This is a genomic window from Acinetobacter sp. 5862, from assembly GCF_024494585.1.
In the GTDB taxonomy this organism is placed as follows: domain Bacteria; phylum Pseudomonadota; class Gammaproteobacteria; order Pseudomonadales; family Moraxellaceae; genus Acinetobacter.
In genome coordinates this window covers 134009-152228 of the sequence record NZ_JANHGP010000034.1, presented here as the reverse complement: position 1 = coordinate 152228, position 18220 = coordinate 134009, and the positions used below count along the sequence as shown (strand labels likewise).

At 39.5% G+C, this 18220-nt stretch carries 13 protein-coding genes; 9 read left to right on the top strand and 4 right to left on the bottom strand.

All coding sequences use genetic code 11. The features are described 5' to 3' along the window. Positions 1 to 208: 208 nt before the first annotated feature. The gene (metH, locus tag NO346_RS06510; RefSeq protein ID WP_256414651.1) at positions 209 to 3895 is read right to left on the bottom strand and encodes a methionine synthase; all 3687 of its coding nucleotides are present in this window, start codon (positions 3893 to 3895) and stop codon (positions 209 to 211) included. Between the two features lie 438 nt (positions 3896 to 4333). Between metH and NO346_RS06505 the strand changes: the two genes are divergently transcribed. Next, positions 4334 to 5962, top strand: a complete 1629-nt coding sequence (locus NO346_RS06505; protein ID WP_256414650.1) for an inorganic phosphate transporter — start codon at positions 4334 to 4336, stop codon at positions 5960 to 5962. Between the two features lie 487 nt (positions 5963 to 6449). Here NO346_RS06505 and NO346_RS06500 read toward each other — a convergent pair whose 3' ends face one another. Together NO346_RS06500 and radA are read right to left on the bottom strand one after the other, a co-directional pair. Further along, on the bottom strand, positions 6450 to 7430 hold the full coding sequence (locus NO346_RS06500) for a Tim44 domain-containing protein (RefSeq protein ID WP_256414648.1): 981 nt from the start codon (positions 7428 to 7430) through the stop codon (positions 6450 to 6452). An 82-nt stretch (positions 7431 to 7512) separates the two neighbouring features. Continuing rightward, complete coding sequence (gene radA / locus NO346_RS06495) at positions 7513 to 8904, bottom strand: DNA repair protein RadA (RefSeq protein WP_256414647.1); 1392 nt, start codon at positions 8902 to 8904, stop codon at positions 7513 to 7515. A gap of 351 nt (positions 8905 to 9255) precedes the next feature. Here radA and NO346_RS06490 point away from each other — a divergent pair, with 351 nt between their 5' ends. The 6 genes from NO346_RS06490 (at position 9256) to NO346_RS06465 (ending at position 15652) form a co-directional block, all read left to right on the top strand. Further along, the gene (locus tag NO346_RS06490; RefSeq protein WP_256414645.1) at positions 9256 to 10749 is read left to right on the top strand and encodes a sodium:alanine symporter family protein; all 1494 of its coding nucleotides are present in this window, start codon (positions 9256 to 9258) and stop codon (positions 10747 to 10749) included. 311 nt (positions 10750 to 11060) lie between these two features. Continuing rightward, positions 11061 to 12473: an amino acid permease gene (locus tag NO346_RS06485; protein ID WP_005161361.1), complete on the top strand. Its 1413-nt coding sequence runs from the start codon at positions 11061 to 11063 to the stop codon at positions 12471 to 12473. A 143-nt stretch (positions 12474 to 12616) separates the two neighbouring features. Further along, positions 12617 to 12844, top strand: a complete 228-nt coding sequence (locus tag NO346_RS06480) for a lipoprotein (protein WP_004661075.1) — start codon at positions 12617 to 12619, stop codon at positions 12842 to 12844. A 22-nt stretch (positions 12845 to 12866) separates the two neighbouring features. Then, on the top strand, positions 12867 to 14117 hold the full coding sequence (gene lysA / locus NO346_RS06475; protein ID WP_087536376.1) for a diaminopimelate decarboxylase: 1251 nt from the start codon (positions 12867 to 12869) through the stop codon (positions 14115 to 14117). A gap of 6 nt (positions 14118 to 14123) precedes the next feature. Beyond that, positions 14124 to 14978 (top strand): diaminopimelate epimerase, encoded by an 855-nt coding sequence (gene dapF, locus NO346_RS06470; protein ID WP_256414643.1) that lies wholly within the window; start codon positions 14124 to 14126, stop codon positions 14976 to 14978. Positions 14979 to 15049: 71 nt separating this feature from the next. Further along, on the top strand, positions 15050 to 15652 hold the full coding sequence (locus tag NO346_RS06465; RefSeq protein ID WP_256414642.1) for an alpha/beta fold hydrolase: 603 nt from the start codon (positions 15050 to 15052) through the stop codon (positions 15650 to 15652). Positions 15653 to 15710: 58 nt separating this feature from the next. Here the strand turns inward: NO346_RS06465 and NO346_RS06460 are convergent, their stop codons facing one another. Next, positions 15711 to 16325, bottom strand: a complete 615-nt coding sequence (locus NO346_RS06460) for a LysE family translocator (protein ID WP_256414641.1) — start codon at positions 16323 to 16325, stop codon at positions 15711 to 15713. 160 nt (positions 16326 to 16485) lie between these two features. On the opposite strand from NO346_RS06460, the gene xerA reads away from it, so the two are divergent. Together xerA and NO346_RS06450 are read left to right on the top strand one after the other, a co-directional pair. Next, entirely contained in the window at positions 16486 to 17376 is an 891-nt protein-coding gene (gene xerA, locus NO346_RS06455; protein WP_256414662.1) for a site-specific tyrosine recombinase/integron integrase, read from the top strand. Beyond that, a complete protein-coding gene (locus NO346_RS06450; protein ID WP_087536381.1) occupies positions 17369 to 17950 on the top strand; it encodes an HD domain-containing protein in 582 nt (193 codons plus the stop codon). The genes xerA and NO346_RS06450 overlap by 8 nt, the downstream gene beginning before the upstream one ends. The last annotated feature ends 270 nt before the right edge of the window (positions 17951 to 18220 follow it).

Genomic DNA, 18220 nt, shown 5'->3' with positions numbered 1-18220 from the left:
TTTCATGCAGAATCTCCTGCTTTGATCTTAAGAGAAAATTCTACTTTTACATCCTTTTATTTTTAGGGGGGATTACCGGATAAGTTAGTCTTTAATCCTTTGGCTCGACATGATTATATTTTTAAAACCAGAGAATAAAAAAATCCCCTCAAGTGAAGGGATTTTTATTCCCTCCTTCAATAAAGGAGGGTTGGGGAGAATTTATGGATTAAACCACCGAATCATCTAAATTCGGTGCTAACCAGCGTTTCGCTTCATCGAGTGTCCAACCCTTACGCTTCGCATAATCCTCAAGTTGATCTTGAGAGATTTTGCCCACATTAAAGTATTCACTTTGAGGATGTGAATAATAGAAACCACTTACAGAAGAAGGTGGCATCATCGCAAAGTGTTCAGTCAACTTGGTGCCAATCTTCGCTTCAGAACCTAACCAGTCAAACAATGCTGCCTTTTCAGAATGTTCAGGGCAAGCAGGATAACCTGGCGCAGGACGAATACCGACATACTTTTCTTTGATCAGTTCTTCATTACTCAACGTTTCATCCGCTTTATAGCCCCAGAACTCTTTACGGATACGTTCATGTAAATGTTCAGCGAAAGCTTCTGCAAAACGATCCGCTAAAGACTGAATCAGAATCGCTGAATAGTCATCACCTTTGGCTTTATATTCATTTGCCAATTCTTCTGCACCAAAGATCGACACCGTAAAACCACCGAGATAATCTTCAGGTTGTTCAGAAGGCTTAATATAATCTGCCAAAGACAAGTTTGGTTTACCTGTCACTTTGTCTGATTGCTGACGTACGTGCTCAAACGTATGAGTGCGATTTTGACCTGATTCATCAAATACGCTAACAGTATCTGCACCAGTACGCTGAGCAGGGTATAAGCCAAACACAGCACGGGCATCGAAACGTTTATTTTCAATGATGTCTTTCAGCATCGCTTGCGCTTGATTATAAAGATCAGTCGCTGCTTCACCGACCACTTCATCTTCTAAAATTTTCGGGAATTTACCCGCCAAACTCCAAGAGATAAAGAATGGTGTCCAGTCAAAATATTCAACTAAGGTTTCAAGCGGATAATTCTTAATAACTTGTGTACCCAAAGCATTTGGTTTTGGTGGTACATAGTTATTATCAATTTTAAAACCGTTTTCGACTGATTCTGCATAACTCAATTTTGCAGCTTTCGGTTGCTTATTTGCTAAACGTTCACGAATCTTGGCATATTCAGCACGATGCTCTGCAATAAAGTTACCGCGCATTTCAGGAGAAAGTAGGGTGGTTGCGACACCCACAGCACGTGAAGCATCCGCGACGTAAATTACTGCATCATTCGAATATTGAGGATCAATTTTAACTGCGGTGTGTGCTTTTGATGTGGTTGCACCGCCGATCAATAGAGGAATATTAAAACCTTTACGTTGCATTTCTTTGGCAACAAAGACCATTTCATCCAAAGAAGGGGTGATCAAACCTGACAAACCAATGATGTCACATTTCTCATCTATTGCCGTTTGCAGAATTTTTTCTGCAGGTACCATTACGCCGAGGTCAACGATGTCATAACCATTACAACCCAAGACAACACCCACAATATTTTTACCAATATCGTGTACGTCACCTTTTACCGTTGCCATCAGGACTTTACCTTTAGATTGTCCTTCTGACTTTTCAGCTTCAATGTATGGGTTGAGCCATGCTACAGCTTGTTTCATGACGCGTGCAGATTTAACGACTTGAGGAAGGAACATTTTTCCTGAACCAAACAAGTCACCGACCACGTTCATGCCGTCCATCAATGGGCCTTCGATCACATCAAGCGGACGTTTTGATTTTAAACGTGCTTCTTCAGTATCTTGGTCGATATACGTGGTAATACCTTTAACTAAAGCGTATTCAAGACGTTTTTCGACAGACTCATTACGCCATTCAAGATTTTCAGCTTCTTTGGTAGCACCCGCTTGACCACGATATTTTTCAGCAACTTCTAGGAGTTTTTCAGTTGCAGCTTGACCTGTCTCACCTTGATTTTGGTTAAGTACAACATCCTCAACAGCATCTTTCAGCTCTTTATTGATATCGTCATAAATCGCCATCTGACCAGCGTTTACGATACCCATGGTCATGCCTTGTTTGATGGCATGGTATAGGAATACCGAGTGAATCGCTTCACGAACAGGCTCATTGCCACGGAAAGAGAATGAAACGTTAGATACACCACCCGAAATCATAGCATGTGGCAAGTTTTGTTTAATCCAGCCTGTCGCTTCAATAAAATCGACACCGTAGTTATTGTGTTCTTCAATCCCCGTAGCAACTGCAAACACGTTCGGGTCAAAAATAATATCTTCAGCAGGGAAGCCCACTTCATTGACTAGAACATCATAAGAACGTTTACAGATTTCACGTTTACGTGCAGCCGTATCTGCCTGTCCTGTTTCATCAAAGGCCATAACGATGATCGCAGCACCATACTGACGGCATAAACGCGCTTTTTCGACAAACTCATCATAACCTTCTTTAAGGGAAATTGAGTTCACCACAGGTTTACCCTGAACGCATTTCAAGCCAGCTTCAATGATTTCCCATTTTGATGAGTCAATCATGATCGGCACACGTGAAATATCAGGTTCAGATGCCACCAGATTCAAGAAATGCACCATCGCATTTTGTGAATCAAGCATCCCTTCATCCATGTTAATGTCAATAATCTGTGCGCCAGCTTCAACTTGTTGCTGAGCGACTTCTAAAGCTTCGGCAAAGTTTTCTTCACGGATTAAACGCAGGAATTTTTTTGAACCTGTGACGTTGGTACGCTCACCGACATTGACAAATAAAGAGTCATCATAAATGTTAAATGGCTCTAAACCGCTGAGGCGGCAAGCAGGTCTGGTTTCAGGAATTTGACGTGGTTTTATATCTTTAACTGCGTTATAGATCGCACGGATATGATCTGGTGTGGTACCACAGCAACCACCTGTAATATTGATTAAACCACTTTCAGCAAATTCTTTGATGAACGCTGCTGTTTGTTCAGGCGTTTCGTCATATTCACCAAAGGCATTTGGTAAACCTGCGTTTGGATGGGCAGAAACGAAAGTATCAGCTACATCAGCAATGGTTTTAACGTGTGGACGCATCGCGTCTGCACCGAGCGCACAGTTAAAACCAATCGACAATAAATCACCATGACGCACTGAGTTCCAAAATGCTTCAGCCGTTTGACCTGTCAGAGTACGACCTGATGCATCGGTAATGGTGCCTGAAATCATTAACGGAAGTTCATGACCGATTTGCTTAAACACTTCCTTAACCGCAAAGATCGCTGCTTTACAGTTGAGCGTATCAAACACGGTTTCAATCAAAAGAATATCGGCACCACCTTCGATGAGGGCATGTGTCGCCTCAATATAGTTTTCTTTGAGTTCATCAAAGGTGATGTTACGGAAAGCAGGGTCATTTACATTGGGTGAAATGGAACAGGTACGAGAAGTTGGACCAAGGACACCTGCTACAAAACGCGGTTTATCTGGCGTTGAATATTTGTCACAGGCCGCACGCGCTAAACGTGCTGCTTCACGGTTGATCTCTGGAACGAGGTCTTCCATGTGATAGTCCGCCATTGAAACACGTGTGCCGTTAAAGCTGTTGGTTTCAATAATATCTGCACCTGCATCCAAATAAGCTTCATGGATGCCTTGAATAATGTGTGGTTGTGTGAGTACCAATAAATCATTGTTGCCTTTTAGGTCTGAGGCCCAATCTGCAAAACGTTCACCACGATAATCTTGTTCTTCTAATTTATGGCGTTGAATCATCGTCCCCATCGCACCATCAATAATTAGGATACGTTGGGCAAGAAGTGATTGTAGGGTGGTAAGCGTGGACATTCAGAAACCCCAGTCGATGATGAAGATAAAAAGCATGGGCATTGTAACAGAAGCGAACAAAAAGCGCGTATTTTCAGCATCAGGATGATGTAATTCATCCAGTCAGGTTGAAAATGTCATAAAAGCTTCATGAAATTGCAATAATTTCGGTGAATAATGCCTAAAAAGACAACGTATATTTCGGAATATGACAAATAAGTTTCATATTTTGTTGTGTTTGTTGCAAAATCAGACAAACAGGTTTTATTGAATTTATTTTTAATTAAGATATTGTTTTTGTTAAATAAAAATAAAAATAATCTTGCTTTGAATCAAAAAAAACATAAAAAAATATAAGAAAAATATGAAAATTTGGCTTCATATGACAGTCCTTTGTCATATAATTGTCATAATTTAATTAAACAATACAGAGGATTTTATTATCCTCTTACCGTCTACATGAATTCTAATCTTCCTCCTGTTTCGGATTCACCGCTTGCCAGTTCTACGGCAAAATCGACGAATGTACATGTTCCTACACCGAAATTTTTTATGCCGGTGTTTTTAACAATTATTATTGCAACACTTATTTATATTGGTTTTCAGGTGAGTGCTGACTTAGCGCATGTACCACCTTTGAGTTTATATTCAGTTATTCTTCTATCTACGGCACTTTTCATTGCTTTAGGCTTTGAATTTGTTAATGGCTTCCACGATACAGCCAATGCGGTTGCCACCGTGATTTATACCAATGCATTACCTGCACCTGTTGCAGTGATGTGGGCTGGTTTCTGTAACTTCCTTGGGGTTATGGTCGCGAGTGGTGCTGTTGCGTACGGTATTATTGCTTTACTTCCTGTTGAACTGATTATGAATGTTGGCAGTGGAGCAGGTTTTGCGATGGTTTTCGCACTGCTGATTGCTGCGATTCTTTGGAATCTAGGAACGTGGTTTCTTGGTATCCCAGCCTCAAGTTCACATACCTTAATCGGTTCGATTTTAGGTGTAGGGATCATGAATCACTTGTTAAATGCCTCAACAGGTACAGCAAGTGGTATTGATATGGATCAAGTCATTAAAGTGGGTAAGGCGTTATTATTCTCACCTTTAATTGGTTTTGCTTTCGCAGCAATTGTATTCTTGTTGGTTAAAACAATTTTTAAACGCCAATTAGAACTTTTTCAACCACCAGAAGGTAATAAACCACCGCCACCATTAATTCGTGCAATTTTGATTTTTACATGTACGGGCGTGAGCTTTGCACATGGTTCTAATGATGGTCAAAAGGGCATGGGTTTAATCATGTTGATCTTGATCGGTTTAGTGCCATTAGCATATTCACTAAACAAAAGCTTAGATGCAAATCATCTTCAATTATTTGAAAAGCTTTCAAGTCAAACAGCTGCTGTGTTGAATGTAAATCAAAATGAATTATCTGATGAGAAAGCGCGTGCTGTACTCACTAAATATATTCAGACCAAAGAGCAAACACCTGAAGTAGTTCCAGCACTTGCAAGTATGACGGAACACTTAGGAACACGTGTTGCAAATTATGGTGATCTTAAAACTATTCCTGAGGCCGCTGTAAGCGAAATCCGTAATGATATGTATTTAAGTACCACAACTTTCAAGCGATTAGATAAAGCGAAAGCTTTGCCAGAAATGGATAAAGACCAAGCCAAAGTGGTAAAAGAATACCGTAGTAATCTTGATTCATTCCTACAATACATTCCAAATTGGGTTAAAGTTGCGGTGGCACTTGCGCTTGGCTTAGGTACGATGGTGGGGTGGAAGCGTATTGTTGTGACTGTCGGCGAGCGTATTGGTAAGAACCACATGACCTATGGGCAGGGAATGTCGGCTGAACTGGTTGCAATGAGCACAATTGCTGCCGCCGATGGCTTGGGTATGCCCGTATCGACAACCCACGTTTTAAACAGCGCGGTTGCAGGGACGATGGTTGCCAATAAGTCTGGGCTGAACTTCGCAACAGTGAAGACAATACTTTCTGCATGGATCTTTACCTTACCAGCGACGATTTGTTTATCTGGTGGTTTATACTGGTTATTCTTACAGTTTGTATCATGATTTGATTTACTTTAAAGCCAAATCATGTAAAAGCTTTGCCTCGGCAAAGCTTTTTTTATGGGTCATAAGATAGCGATAGATACCGACAAAAACCAAGAATATTAGGCTCTAACTCAAGTAAATCAGTTTTAATTTGAATGCCTGAATGCCTGAATGCCTGAATGCCTGAATGCCTGAATGCCTGAATGCCTGAAGTAATGATTGTTCCTAAATAAGCGAAGAAGATCTACGTGAACCTATTACAAAAAGTTTTATTCCCCAAACGAGGAATATTTTTATTCTTGATTATCCGCTAAGATAACTGAGATACACAGTTTACTTAACTGCCTGTTTAGATCTATTTAAAAATATAGGCAATCGAAATTAGGGTTTACACTCCGCCATTCTCCAAAATAGAGAGTGGCTTTTTTTATTTCTATCTCTAAATATCGAAAAAAAAAGAGCTGTCGAAACAGCTCTTTGCATGTATTACGTGAGTTCAATTCAATTAAGCCTGTTGAATTCCAGCAACAACCCAATCCTGTTGTGAACCAGCAGGTTTAACAAAATGCCAGATTTCAGTAAATGGTTGTGGCAAGCTGTTTAAATCTTCGCTTACTGTTCCTGTAAAACGTACGCTGACAACATATTGACCATTTTCAGTTGCACTATCTGCTACCATTGCATTCAGGTTACTAAATTCAGCAACATCCTGATCCTGATTGGCCATGATGTCCTGATACATTGAATTAAAAAGCTCAGGTGTTAAATAGCGGCGAATTTCTTCAACATTACTTGCACTATTGACAGATTGAATGTGGTTGAAACGCTGACGTGCAACACGCAGGAATGCAGCAGGTTCAGTACCATCAGGGAGTTGATTGCCACTACTCATTGATGCTCCGCCAAATGCTGCTTGAGGAGCAGCCGTACCGCCACCGACAGATTGACCAAAGATATTGGTGTTATCGCCAGCCGTTTGACGCATAGTTGGTTGTGGGCTTACAGGACGGCCAAAGTTGTTTTGACCGTTATTATTTGGAGCATATGGATTAGCTGCGGCTAATTTTTTTTTTGCGCCGAATTTACGGAATACAAAGAAGGCGATAGCAGCTGCAAGAAGAACCCAAAGCCAGCTAGGAATGCCGCCTTTTTCTTCTTGTTGAGCTTGTTCAGCAGCTTGTTGTTCTGTTGCAGTTGGATTCTTATCATCAGCAAGCGCATTTGCAGCAACTGCACCTACAGCAGCACCTGCTACACCAGCAGCAACCATAGAACCTACGCCTGGACCTGATTTTTGAGTCGTCGTAGTTTTAGTTGTAGGTTGTTGGTACGATTGAGTTGTAGTTGGCTGAGATTGAGTCGTCGTTGTTGAACGAGTCATACCATGACTTTTGCCACCGCCCGCACGTTTAGCTTCTGCAACTGGTGCTGCGACCAAAGTTGCCATCAATAAAGCTGCCATCAAGCCACGCTGGTGTACTTGCATCGAAAATTCCTATTTAATTCCAAGATGTAAGTGTATTTATGAAGGTATTCGTTGATAATTTCAACTAAAAAAGTATGTTTTTTTATGTCAGCTCATCACTAAGCTGGATTGCCTCAGTGAGAGCTTCATGTAAGCGTGCAACGGCAATGATTTGAACGCCATCAATAGTTTTTTGCGGTGCATTAGCTCTTGGTAAAATGATATATTTAAAGCCATGCTTAGTTGCTTCTTTTAATCTTTCTTGACCATTCGGTACAGGACGAATCTCACCAGACAGTCCAACCTCACCAAAAACTGCCAATTGTTGTGGCAGTGCTTTACCTCTTAAACTTGATGCACAAGCCAATAAAACCGCAAGATCAGAGCCAGTCTCGGTAATCTTTAAACCACCTACTACATTGACATAAACATCTTGTCCTGAGGTTTGTACACCACCATGACGATGCATCACTGCAAGTAACATATTCAAACGGTTCTGCTCTAAGCCAAGTGCCACTCGACGTGGTTGCCCGTGTGCATCATCAACTAAGGCTTGAACTTCGACCAAGAGAGGGCGCGTTCCTTCACGGCTGATCATGACAATTGAACCAGGAATCGCTTCATCATAACGACTGAGAAAAATTGCAGATGGATTAGCGACTTCTCGTAACCCTTTATCGGTCATGCCAAAGACACCTAGCTCGTTGACTGCTCCGAAACGGTTTTTCACGGCACGAATCATACGATATCGAGAATCCGACTGACCTTCGAAATACAGTACGCAATCCACCATATGTTCAAGCACACGTGGTCCAGCTAAAGCACCTTCTTTAGTTACATGCCCCACGATAAATAACGCTGTTCCGCTATTTTTTGCAAAACGTGTGAGCAGTGCGGCTGATTCACGGATTTGTGAGACACCACCTGGTGCAGATTGTAAGGTTTCTGTATATAAGGTCTGAATCGAGTCTAAAATCGCAACGGCTGGTCTTTCTTGAGCCAATACTTCACAGATTCTTTCCACGCAAGTTTCAGCCATAACTCTGAGTTGGTCTGTAGGCAGATCTAAACGTTGAGCACGTAAGGCAACTTGTGAAAGTGATTCTTCGCCTGTGACATAAAGAGCTGAACTTTTCTTACTAGCCATGTGAGTTGCGGTTTGCAATAAAATTGTTGATTTACCAATACCAGGATCACCACCAATCAGTACAACAGAGCCTGTAACCAAACCGCCACCGAGTACACGATCGAATTCACTGATCCCTGTTCGCAGACGAGTTTCATGTGAAATTGAGATTTGATTAAGGGTTGTGATATTAGCACTTTGACCAGCATAACCACCGCCCATTTTAGGCTGAGCTCTATGACTAACTGTTGGTTCCAGTCGAACTTCTACTAGGCTATTCCATTCGCCACACTCAGAACATTGACCAGCCCATTTAGAATGATCTGCACCACATTGTTCACATCGATAAACAGTTTTAATTTTTGCCATATATAAAATTGAAAATTTGCGATAAATTAGTTAAAAAGTAGAGTAATTACGGAAAAGATCAATATCGTTCATTTTCTTGATAAGGAATTAAGATTAAACGGTGTTTTCGTAATTGACTGGTTAAAGGGAAGTGCTCAGAAAAATAACACGATATAAGACTTTTACAAGTAAGATATAGTAGGTTCTTGAGTCGAAAATTCTTTAAATTCACTTTTTCCACGGAAGGTCTTTGAGCATTTGCTCATTTGTTGTCATAAGAATTATATTGAATGGCATAAATATTGCTGATGCTCAGACAAATGAAAATGTATCAATTGATATATTTTTAAATTATACAAAAGGTTGATGTTTATGAGTGCAGCAGAAATTGTTGATTGGATAAATGGTATTATTTGGAGCAAAGCTCTGATCTATTTATGTTTAGGTGCAGGTTTATTTTTCTCCGTTCTAACAAGGTTTGTTCAAGTTCGTCAGATCAAAGATATGATAAGCCTCCTCATTAAAGGAGGCTCATCGGCACAAGGTATTTCTTCGTTTCAAGCACTCGCTGTTTCACTCTCAGGTCGTGTTGGTGTAGGTAATATTGCAGGTGTAGCAGCAGCAATTGGTTTTGGTGGACCAGGTGCGGTCTTCTGGATGTGGCTTGTTGCATTTTTAGGAGCGAGTACTGCTTATGTTGAATCAACCTTAGGTCAAATTTATAAAGTTGAATATCAAGGACAATATCGTGGTGGACCCGCTTTTTATTTTGATAAAGGTCTAGGTCAGCGTTGGTTAGGTATTTTATTTGCGATTGCCGCGATCATTTCATGTGGTTTGTTTTTACCCGGTATTCAAGCAAATGCAGTAGGTAATGCTTTCACACAAATCACAGGTGAAGGTGCAATTGTTTTTGGAAATGTCGGCACTTATAAACTACTCGCTTTAGTTGTGATTGTAACACTACTTGCAGTCATCATTTTTGGTGGTATCAAACGTATTGCAAAATTCGCTGAATTTGTAGTGCCGTTTATGGCGGCTGGCTATATTGTAATGGCATTAATTATTGTCTTTATCAATATCGATAAGTTACCTGGTGTGATTTCCTTAATTTTCGCTGATGCCTTTTCTCCTATGGCAGGTCTTGGTGCTGCAATTGGTTGGGGAGTAAAACGTGGCGTGTATTCTAACGAAGCAGGTCAGGGTACAGGACCACATGCCGCTGCCGCAGCTGAGGTAGAGCATCCTGCTCAACAAGGTTTAGTACAAGCATTCTCAATTTATATCGATACTTTATTTGTTTGCTCTGCTACTGCATTTATGATTCTTATTACTGGAATGTACAATGTTCAAGGTACTCTAGAAGCAGGTCAATTTATTGTACAAAATGTTGCCGCCACGGCTGAAATTGGCTCTCCTGCGTTTACTCAAATGGCAGTAAGTACAGTATTTGGTGGTTTTGGACAAATCTTTGTTGCATTAGCTGTATTCTTCTTCGCATTTACAACGATTGTTGCGTATTACTATATTGCTGAAACCAATATTACTTATTTAAGTTATATTACTAAAACTCCATCTTTATTATTTATCACCAAATGCTTCATCATTCTTTCTGTTTCATATGGTGTAATCAGTGCAACAGGTTATATTTGGGGAATTGGAGATATCGGTGTAGGTTTAATGGCTTGGATTAATATCATTGGTATTATTGTCACTTACTTCATTTGGAAACCAACGATTAAAGCGTTGAGAGATTATGAACAGCAGCAAAAAGCAGGTGTTAAAGAGTTTACTTTTGATCCAGTAAAACTTGGTATTCGTAATGCTACGTTCTGGGAAGATCGTATTAAGAATAAACAAAAGTAATATCATAATAAATTAAAGTAAATATCTAGATATAAAGGCAGCCTTCAGAGGCTGCTTTTTTATTGCCTAATTTTTAAGCTATTGAAAAATATGGAGTCAAAAAAGTGCATTGAGTTGGTACATCCTTGTGCGTATGATCAGGTCCATTTGTATTTAACTTGAAATGTTGAGTTGTACAGACAGAAAATTGGCTAGCTAAAACATCATCAAAGCAATTTACAATGCAAGAAGATGCCATTAAATGGTGCGAATTGTCATTTTGATTTGAGCATTAGCTAACGAACGAAAAATACTTGAGAGTTTTTGTAAAAATGTCGAATCAAAATTTAGGTGAGGCCAACGAGCAAAGTGAGCTTCACCGTAGTCTATCTAATCGACATCTTCAACTGATTGCAATTGGTGGAGCAATCGGAACGGGATTGTTTATGGGGTCAGGCAAAACCATTAGTTTAGCTGGACCATCTATTTTATTCATTTATGGCTTGATCGGTATCATGGTGTTTTTCGTCATGCGTGCTTTAGGTGAATTACTCTTATCGAATTTAAAGTATAAATCTTTTATTGATTTATCCACTGATTTAATCGGTCCTTGGGCGGGTTATTTTGTTGGATGGACGTATTGGCTATGTTGGGTCACGATTGGTATTGCCGACCTATCAGCCATTATTTACTATCTTGAATTTTTCAATGGGGGTGAGTCATTTACTCCATTGGGCGGATTGTTGATTAGTAGTGTTGCGATTCTATTTGTACTTGGGTTGAACCTTGTCACCGTAAAATTATTCGGTGAAATGGAATTCTGGTTTGCAATGGTTAAAATCACAGCAATTATTGTCTTAATTGCGGTTGGTTTATGGATGATCTTTACGGGGTTCACTAATGCTGCGGGTACAACGGCGAGTATTAGTAACTTGTGGACACATGGTGGTATGTTCCCTAAAGGGTTAGATGGCTTCCTCGCAGGCTTCCAAATTGCAATTTTTGCCTTTGTCGGTGTAGAGTTGGTCGGTACAACCGCTGCTGAAACACAAGATCCACAACGTAACTTACCGAAAGCGATTAACTCAATTCCAATTCGTATCATTATTTTCTACGTATTGGCATTGTTCGTGGTGATGTGTGTAACACCTTGGGATCAAATTAACCCTAAAGTCAGCCCATTCGTAAACATCTTCTCACAAGCAGGTATTGCTTCTGCGGCGATTATTATGAATTTGGTGGTGTTATCTTCAGTGATGTCATCAATGAATAGTGGTGTATTTTCGACTAGTCGTATGCTATTTGGTTTATCAACGGATAAGCAAGCACCAAAATTATTTGGTAAATTGTCTAAATCTGCCGTTCCTTCAAAAGCATTGGTTTTCTCATCAATCTGTATCTTTATTGGTGCATTTGTACAGTTCATTTATAAAGTACAGACGGGAACCAATGATGAAGTGACAGCGTTTACTCTAGCAACCACTTTATCAACCATCCTGTTTATCTGTGTCTGGATTGTGATTATGTGGAGTTACATTAACTACCGTAAAAACCGTCCGGAGTTACATGCACAATCAACCTTTAAACTCCCTGGTGGCGTGTTTACCTGTTGGGTGGTGATTTTATTCTTCCTTGCTACCATCTACTTCCTTGCGCTAGATGAAACCACTTTAGAGTCACTTAAAGTTAGCCCAATCTGGTTTGTTATTTTGGCAATTGGTTATTTCTTAAATAAAAAGAAGTAAGCAGTTAAAGAAGTAATTGACATGAACGTCGGCATCTAAGTCGGCGTTTTTTTATGGATATTGTTTTATTCCTTCAAGTTTAGACTTTAGCCAATCTGATGATCACGCTATACTGCTCCGAATTGTAAAAGTTAGGTGCTCAGATGCGTCAAGTCATTTGTTCGATCGGTTTATTATTCAGTAGTGTGGTACTTACTGCATGTGGTCAGTCAGGGGCATTGCAATTACCTTCTGATATCAATCATGACAAACGTGCAAAATACCTGCTTTATAAAAATGAAACGTCTCAGGCTAAAACGTCATCTGATGATGTGAAAGCTGAAAACCAAGCAGCAACATCTTCAACAGTATCACAGACAACCTCACCTTAAGTTTGTAAATAAGGACATCTTCATGAGTTTCACTCGCATTAATGGAGTATTGCATGCTGAGCAATGTTCATTAGATCAGCTCGCACAGCAATTTGGCACGCCTTTATATGTTTACTCAAAATCTACATTTGAGAAGCATTATTTAGATATGCATCGTGCTTTTGATTTTATTGATCATCAAATCTGTTTTGCAGTGAAGTCAAACTCAAATATCGCTGTTCTGAATGTATTAGCAAAACTTGGTGCAGGTTTTGATATTGTGACGGGTGGGGAACTAGCACGTGTTCTCGCAGCAGGTGGTGAACCTTCAAAAATTGTATTTTCTGGTTTAGGTAAATCTGAAGCTGACATTGAAAAGGCTTTGACCGTAGGTATTGCATGTTTCAATGTTGAATCTCATGCTGAACTTGATCGGATCCAAAAAGTAGCCGCAAAATTAGAAAAAAAAGCCCCGATTTCATTACGTGTAAACCCAGATGTCGATGCGAAAACTCATCCCTATATCTCAACAGGTTTGAAAGAAAACAAGTTTGGTATTCCAAGTGATACGGTCAATGAGACTTATCAATATGCGGCGTCATTACCAAATCTTGAGATTGTCGGTATTGACTGCCACATCGGTTCGCAATTGACAGAAACCAAGCCTTTTGTTGATGCGCTTGATCGGGTCATTGTGATGATTGAACAGTTGAAAGGTCTGGGCATCAACCTCAAACATATTGATATTGGTGGTGGTCTAGGCGTTTGTTATAAAGATGAAACTCCGCCAAGTGTTGAAGAGTATGCTAATTCAATGCGTCCAGCTTTAGAAAAGCTCGGTCTCAAAGTGTATATGGAACCAGGACGTAGTATTTCTGCCAATGCAGGTGCATTACTCACCAAGGTGGATTTACTCAAGCCGACGAATCATCGTAACTTTGCCATTATCGATGCAGCGATGAATGACTTAATTCGCCCAGCTTTATATGAAGCGTGGATGGATATTCAGTCAGTCAATCCAAATCCTGATGTTGAAGTTAAAACTTGGGATTTAGTTGGTGCAATCTGTGAAACAGGTGATTTCTTGGGTAAAGAGCGTGATTTAGCACTTCAAGAAAATGATGTCCTTGCTGTATTAGGTGCAGGTGCCTACGGTTTTGTAATGAGCTCGAACTACAACACGCGTGGTCGTGCTGCCGAAGTTATGGTCAGTGGTGATCAAGCCTATGTAATTCGTGAGCGTGAAAGCATAGAATCACTGTGGGAAAAAGAACGTTTACTGCCTGAGGAGTAAGATACAATGTATTTAGAATTTACCAAAATGCATGGTTTGGGCAATGACTTTATGGTTGTAGACCTGATCACGCAGCGTGCTTATTTAGATACTATCACTATTCAGCGTTTAGCCGATCGTCATTTTGGTGTGGGTTTTGATCAACTTTTGATTGTTGAACCACCTGATTTTCCTGATGTTGATTTTAAATATCGTATTTTTAATGCCGATGGTTCAGAAGTAGAACAATGTGGTAATGGTGTACGTTGTTTTGCTCGCTTTGTACATGAACGTCAACTGACGACCAAAACTAAAATTCGTGTACAAACTAAAGCGGGTATTGTAGAGCCTGAATTGGGTGCCAATGGGTGGGTTCGGGTTAATATGGGCCCACCAAAGTTTCTTCCAGAAGAAATTCCATTTATTGCTCAGGAGCATGAGGATATTGAGGGCTTGTATTCGCTTGCTTTGGCAAATGAAAAAAGCATCAATATTGATGTGGTGAATATGGGGAATCCTCATGCTGTGACTATCGTACCTGATGTATTAACTGCTGATGTTGAGCGTATTGGCCCACAAGTAGAATCACATATACGGTTCCCTTCACGGGTGAATGCTGGTTTCATGCAAATCATTGATGAAAAGCATATCCGTTTGCGTGTGTTTGAACGTGGTGTCGGCGAGACTTTAGCCTGTGGTACAGGGGCTTGTGCAGCAGCGGTGAGTGGTATGCGCCGTGGTTTACTTGCCAATGAAGTTGAAGTTCAGCTTGCAGGTGGTAAGTTGCATATCGCTTGGCGTGAAGGTGATGTGGTTTGGATGACAGGTCCAACCACGCATGTCTACGATGCACGATTGGATTTACGATATTTCCAAGGTTAATCTTGGAATCAGTAGACATTCCTAAATGGAGTGTCTACATGAAGAGAAAATTATAATTTCAAAGGATAACAATGAATCATTTAGTTTTTCTTGCAGGTGCGTCTGGAAATACTCAATTGTGGAATCCTTTAGTTGCCAAACTTCCAGAAGCCTACACCAGACAAATAATTCATTATCCAGGCTTTCATGGTGTGGCAACTGATCCAGAGATTAACAATTTTGATGATCTGAGCAATTATGTTGTTGCACAGATTCAGCAACCTTCTATTCTCATCGCTCAATCCATGGGTGGGATTTTTGCAATTGCTGCGGCCTTACAGAAAACTGATTTAGTTAAAGGTCTTGTATTGATTGCAACTTCAGGTGGAATCAATTTAGATCGATTTCAGGTGCAAGATTGGCGTCAGCTTTATCGACAGGAATATTTGGAATCCCCTGATTGGTTTGTGACGACAAAGGTCGATTATGAGGAATTTCTATCTACGATAGAGGTAGAAACATTACTCATTTGGGGCGATCAAGATTCAGTTAGCCCAATCGAAGTTGGGCAATATTTAAATCAGATACTTAAAAAATCAAAACTTTATATTGTCGAGGGTGGTGATCATGGGCTGGCAAAGCAGGATGCAGATGAAGTGGCAATACAAATAAATGCCTATTTAAAAATGATTTAGACCATGATTAAAACGTATAAAAAGCGTGCTGTGATACCAGCACGCTTTTTTTTATGACTTATCGCTTACTCAATGCTAGTTTCAGTGCAAACACGATAAAAATACTTCCTGTGACGCGATCCATATATCGAATAAATTTAGGTTGCTTTAAATAAGTGGAAATGGACTGCATCGCAGCAATTAGAAAAATTGACCAGATCAATCCGATTACGACATGTATCATCACAAGACTCATGGTCCAAATTACTGGAGATGCAGACTGTGGAATAAACTGTGGCAAAAAGGAAATATAGAAAATACCGACTTTGGGATTGAGTAAATTTCCCCAAAAACCTTTCATAAACCAATTTTGCCTTGTCACTGCTGAATTATTTAAACTCGCAAGTTTGCTACGAGGTTTTAAAAGCAGATTAAGTCCTAACCATGTCAGGTAAATTGCCCCGATCCATTTCAAAGCATTAAAAGCAAGATCCGAAGTCATCAACAATGCACCTAAGCCACAGGCCACGATCACTCCCCACACAATACAACCTAGATTAATTCCTAAAGCTGCTTGAAATGCTTTCATTTTACCTTCAAGTGTTGCGGTACGGATGATGAGTGTTGTATCTAGACCAGGAGTAATCGTAAGAATTGAGATTGCAATGAGATAAGGGATAAGCAACATTGACATGGTGATGGCGCTACAAAAAACTTGAAATATATTGTATTACACAGCTATATATACTTTGAGATTTGTTTAAAGATAAATCAGAAGAAAATTTGTTAAAATACAAGTTGGTCGATATTCCAAGATGGAGAGAAATTTGGAAACTCCTATAAAACTTCTTTCCATGTGGTTAAAAGAACGCATTATTCAAAATCAATCGGAACATACGATTGCAGCATATCAACGTGATTTAACCGATTTTTTAAATTTTTGTGAATACAAAAAGCTACGATTAGAAGATGTCGAAGCATCTGATTTAAGAGAATACTTGGCTGCACGAGTTGAGCAAGATCAATTGAGTTCGAGTAGTCTGCAACGCCATTTAACATCAATTCGTCAGTTTATGAAGTGGGCTGAGCAAGGTCAGTATCTACAACAAAATCCATCTGAAGACTTTCGATTAAAGCGCCAGCCGCGTCCTTTGCCTGGGATGATTGATATTGAAACAGTGAATCAGATTCTAGATCAGGCAGCGCCCGAGAAGCCGATCGAACAACAACTATGGCTACGTGATAAAGCAATGCTTGAACTTCTTTATTCCAGTGGATTGCGCTTAGCCGAATTACAAGGGTTAAAGATTAAGGATATTGATTTTAATCGACAATTGTTGCGTATAATGGGTAAAGGCAACAAAATGAGAGTTGTGCCGTTTGGAAGCAAGGCAAAACAAGGCTTGATTGAATGGCTTAAAGTTTACCGAATTTGGCAAGGAAATTTTACTGCCGAATCAGCAGTTTTCATCTCACAACGAGGAAATACATTACAATCTCGTCAAATTGAAAATCGCGTTAAATTGCAAGCACAAAGAGCAGGTGTTAATGTCGATGTACATCCGCATTTATTACGCCATTGTTTTGCTAGCCATATGCTTTCAGCAAGCGGTGATTTACGCTCAGTTCAGGAGATGTTAGGACACAGTAATTTATCAACGACCCAAATTTATACCCATGTTGATTTTGATCAATTAGCAAAAGTCTATGATCAAGCCCATCCGCGAGCACAAAAAAATGAGTGAACAACAAGAAACAGCTTTATCGTTGGATAATGAAGTATTTATTCAGTGTGCGAATTATATTGAGAAGATTTTATTTCAATATCAAACAATAATAGGTGCAGACTATCAAGGTTATTTGAATCATTGTAAGCGTGTGGCTGTTTGTTGTTTAATCCTAGCCCAAGATGAGTGCCAACAAACCCGTGATAAAATTGCAATTGCGGTTGCTTTTCATGATATTGGTATTTGGACAGCAAAAACGATTGATTACATTCAACCCTCTGTGCAGCAGATGAGGCAATATCTTGAAATCAATCAACTATCTGATTGGCAAAATGAACTAACTTTAATGATTACGGAGCATCACAAGCTAACAACTACCGAATGTGATCAATATCCCTTAGTTGAGCATTTTAGAAAGGCTGATTATGCCGATTTTTCATTAGGATTATTACGTTCAAATATTCCCTTTCAAACTTTTAAATATTTAACGCAACAATATCCGAATTGTGGTTTTCATAAGAATTTGATGTTTCTTGGGTTTAAACGTTTTTTGCATAAGCCATGGAGTCCATTACCAATGTTTAAATGGTAATTGCGGTATTCTTTTTTGAGTAAAATTAGATTATAAACAATACATGATGTTGCAAACTTGAATGTTTAATAACCGACTGTTTTTTTATTTGTATTCGCAATTTATTGAACAAACATTCTTACTTTATTGCCAAGTTTTTGCAAAATGTAAATTGGATTAAGATTTATCAGAAATGATCGGTTACAGATCTTTTGTACGTGTTTTTATATAACCATTTTAGGTGGTTGAATTATATAAAATATTAGCTAAATCAAACTCTAATATAAGTGC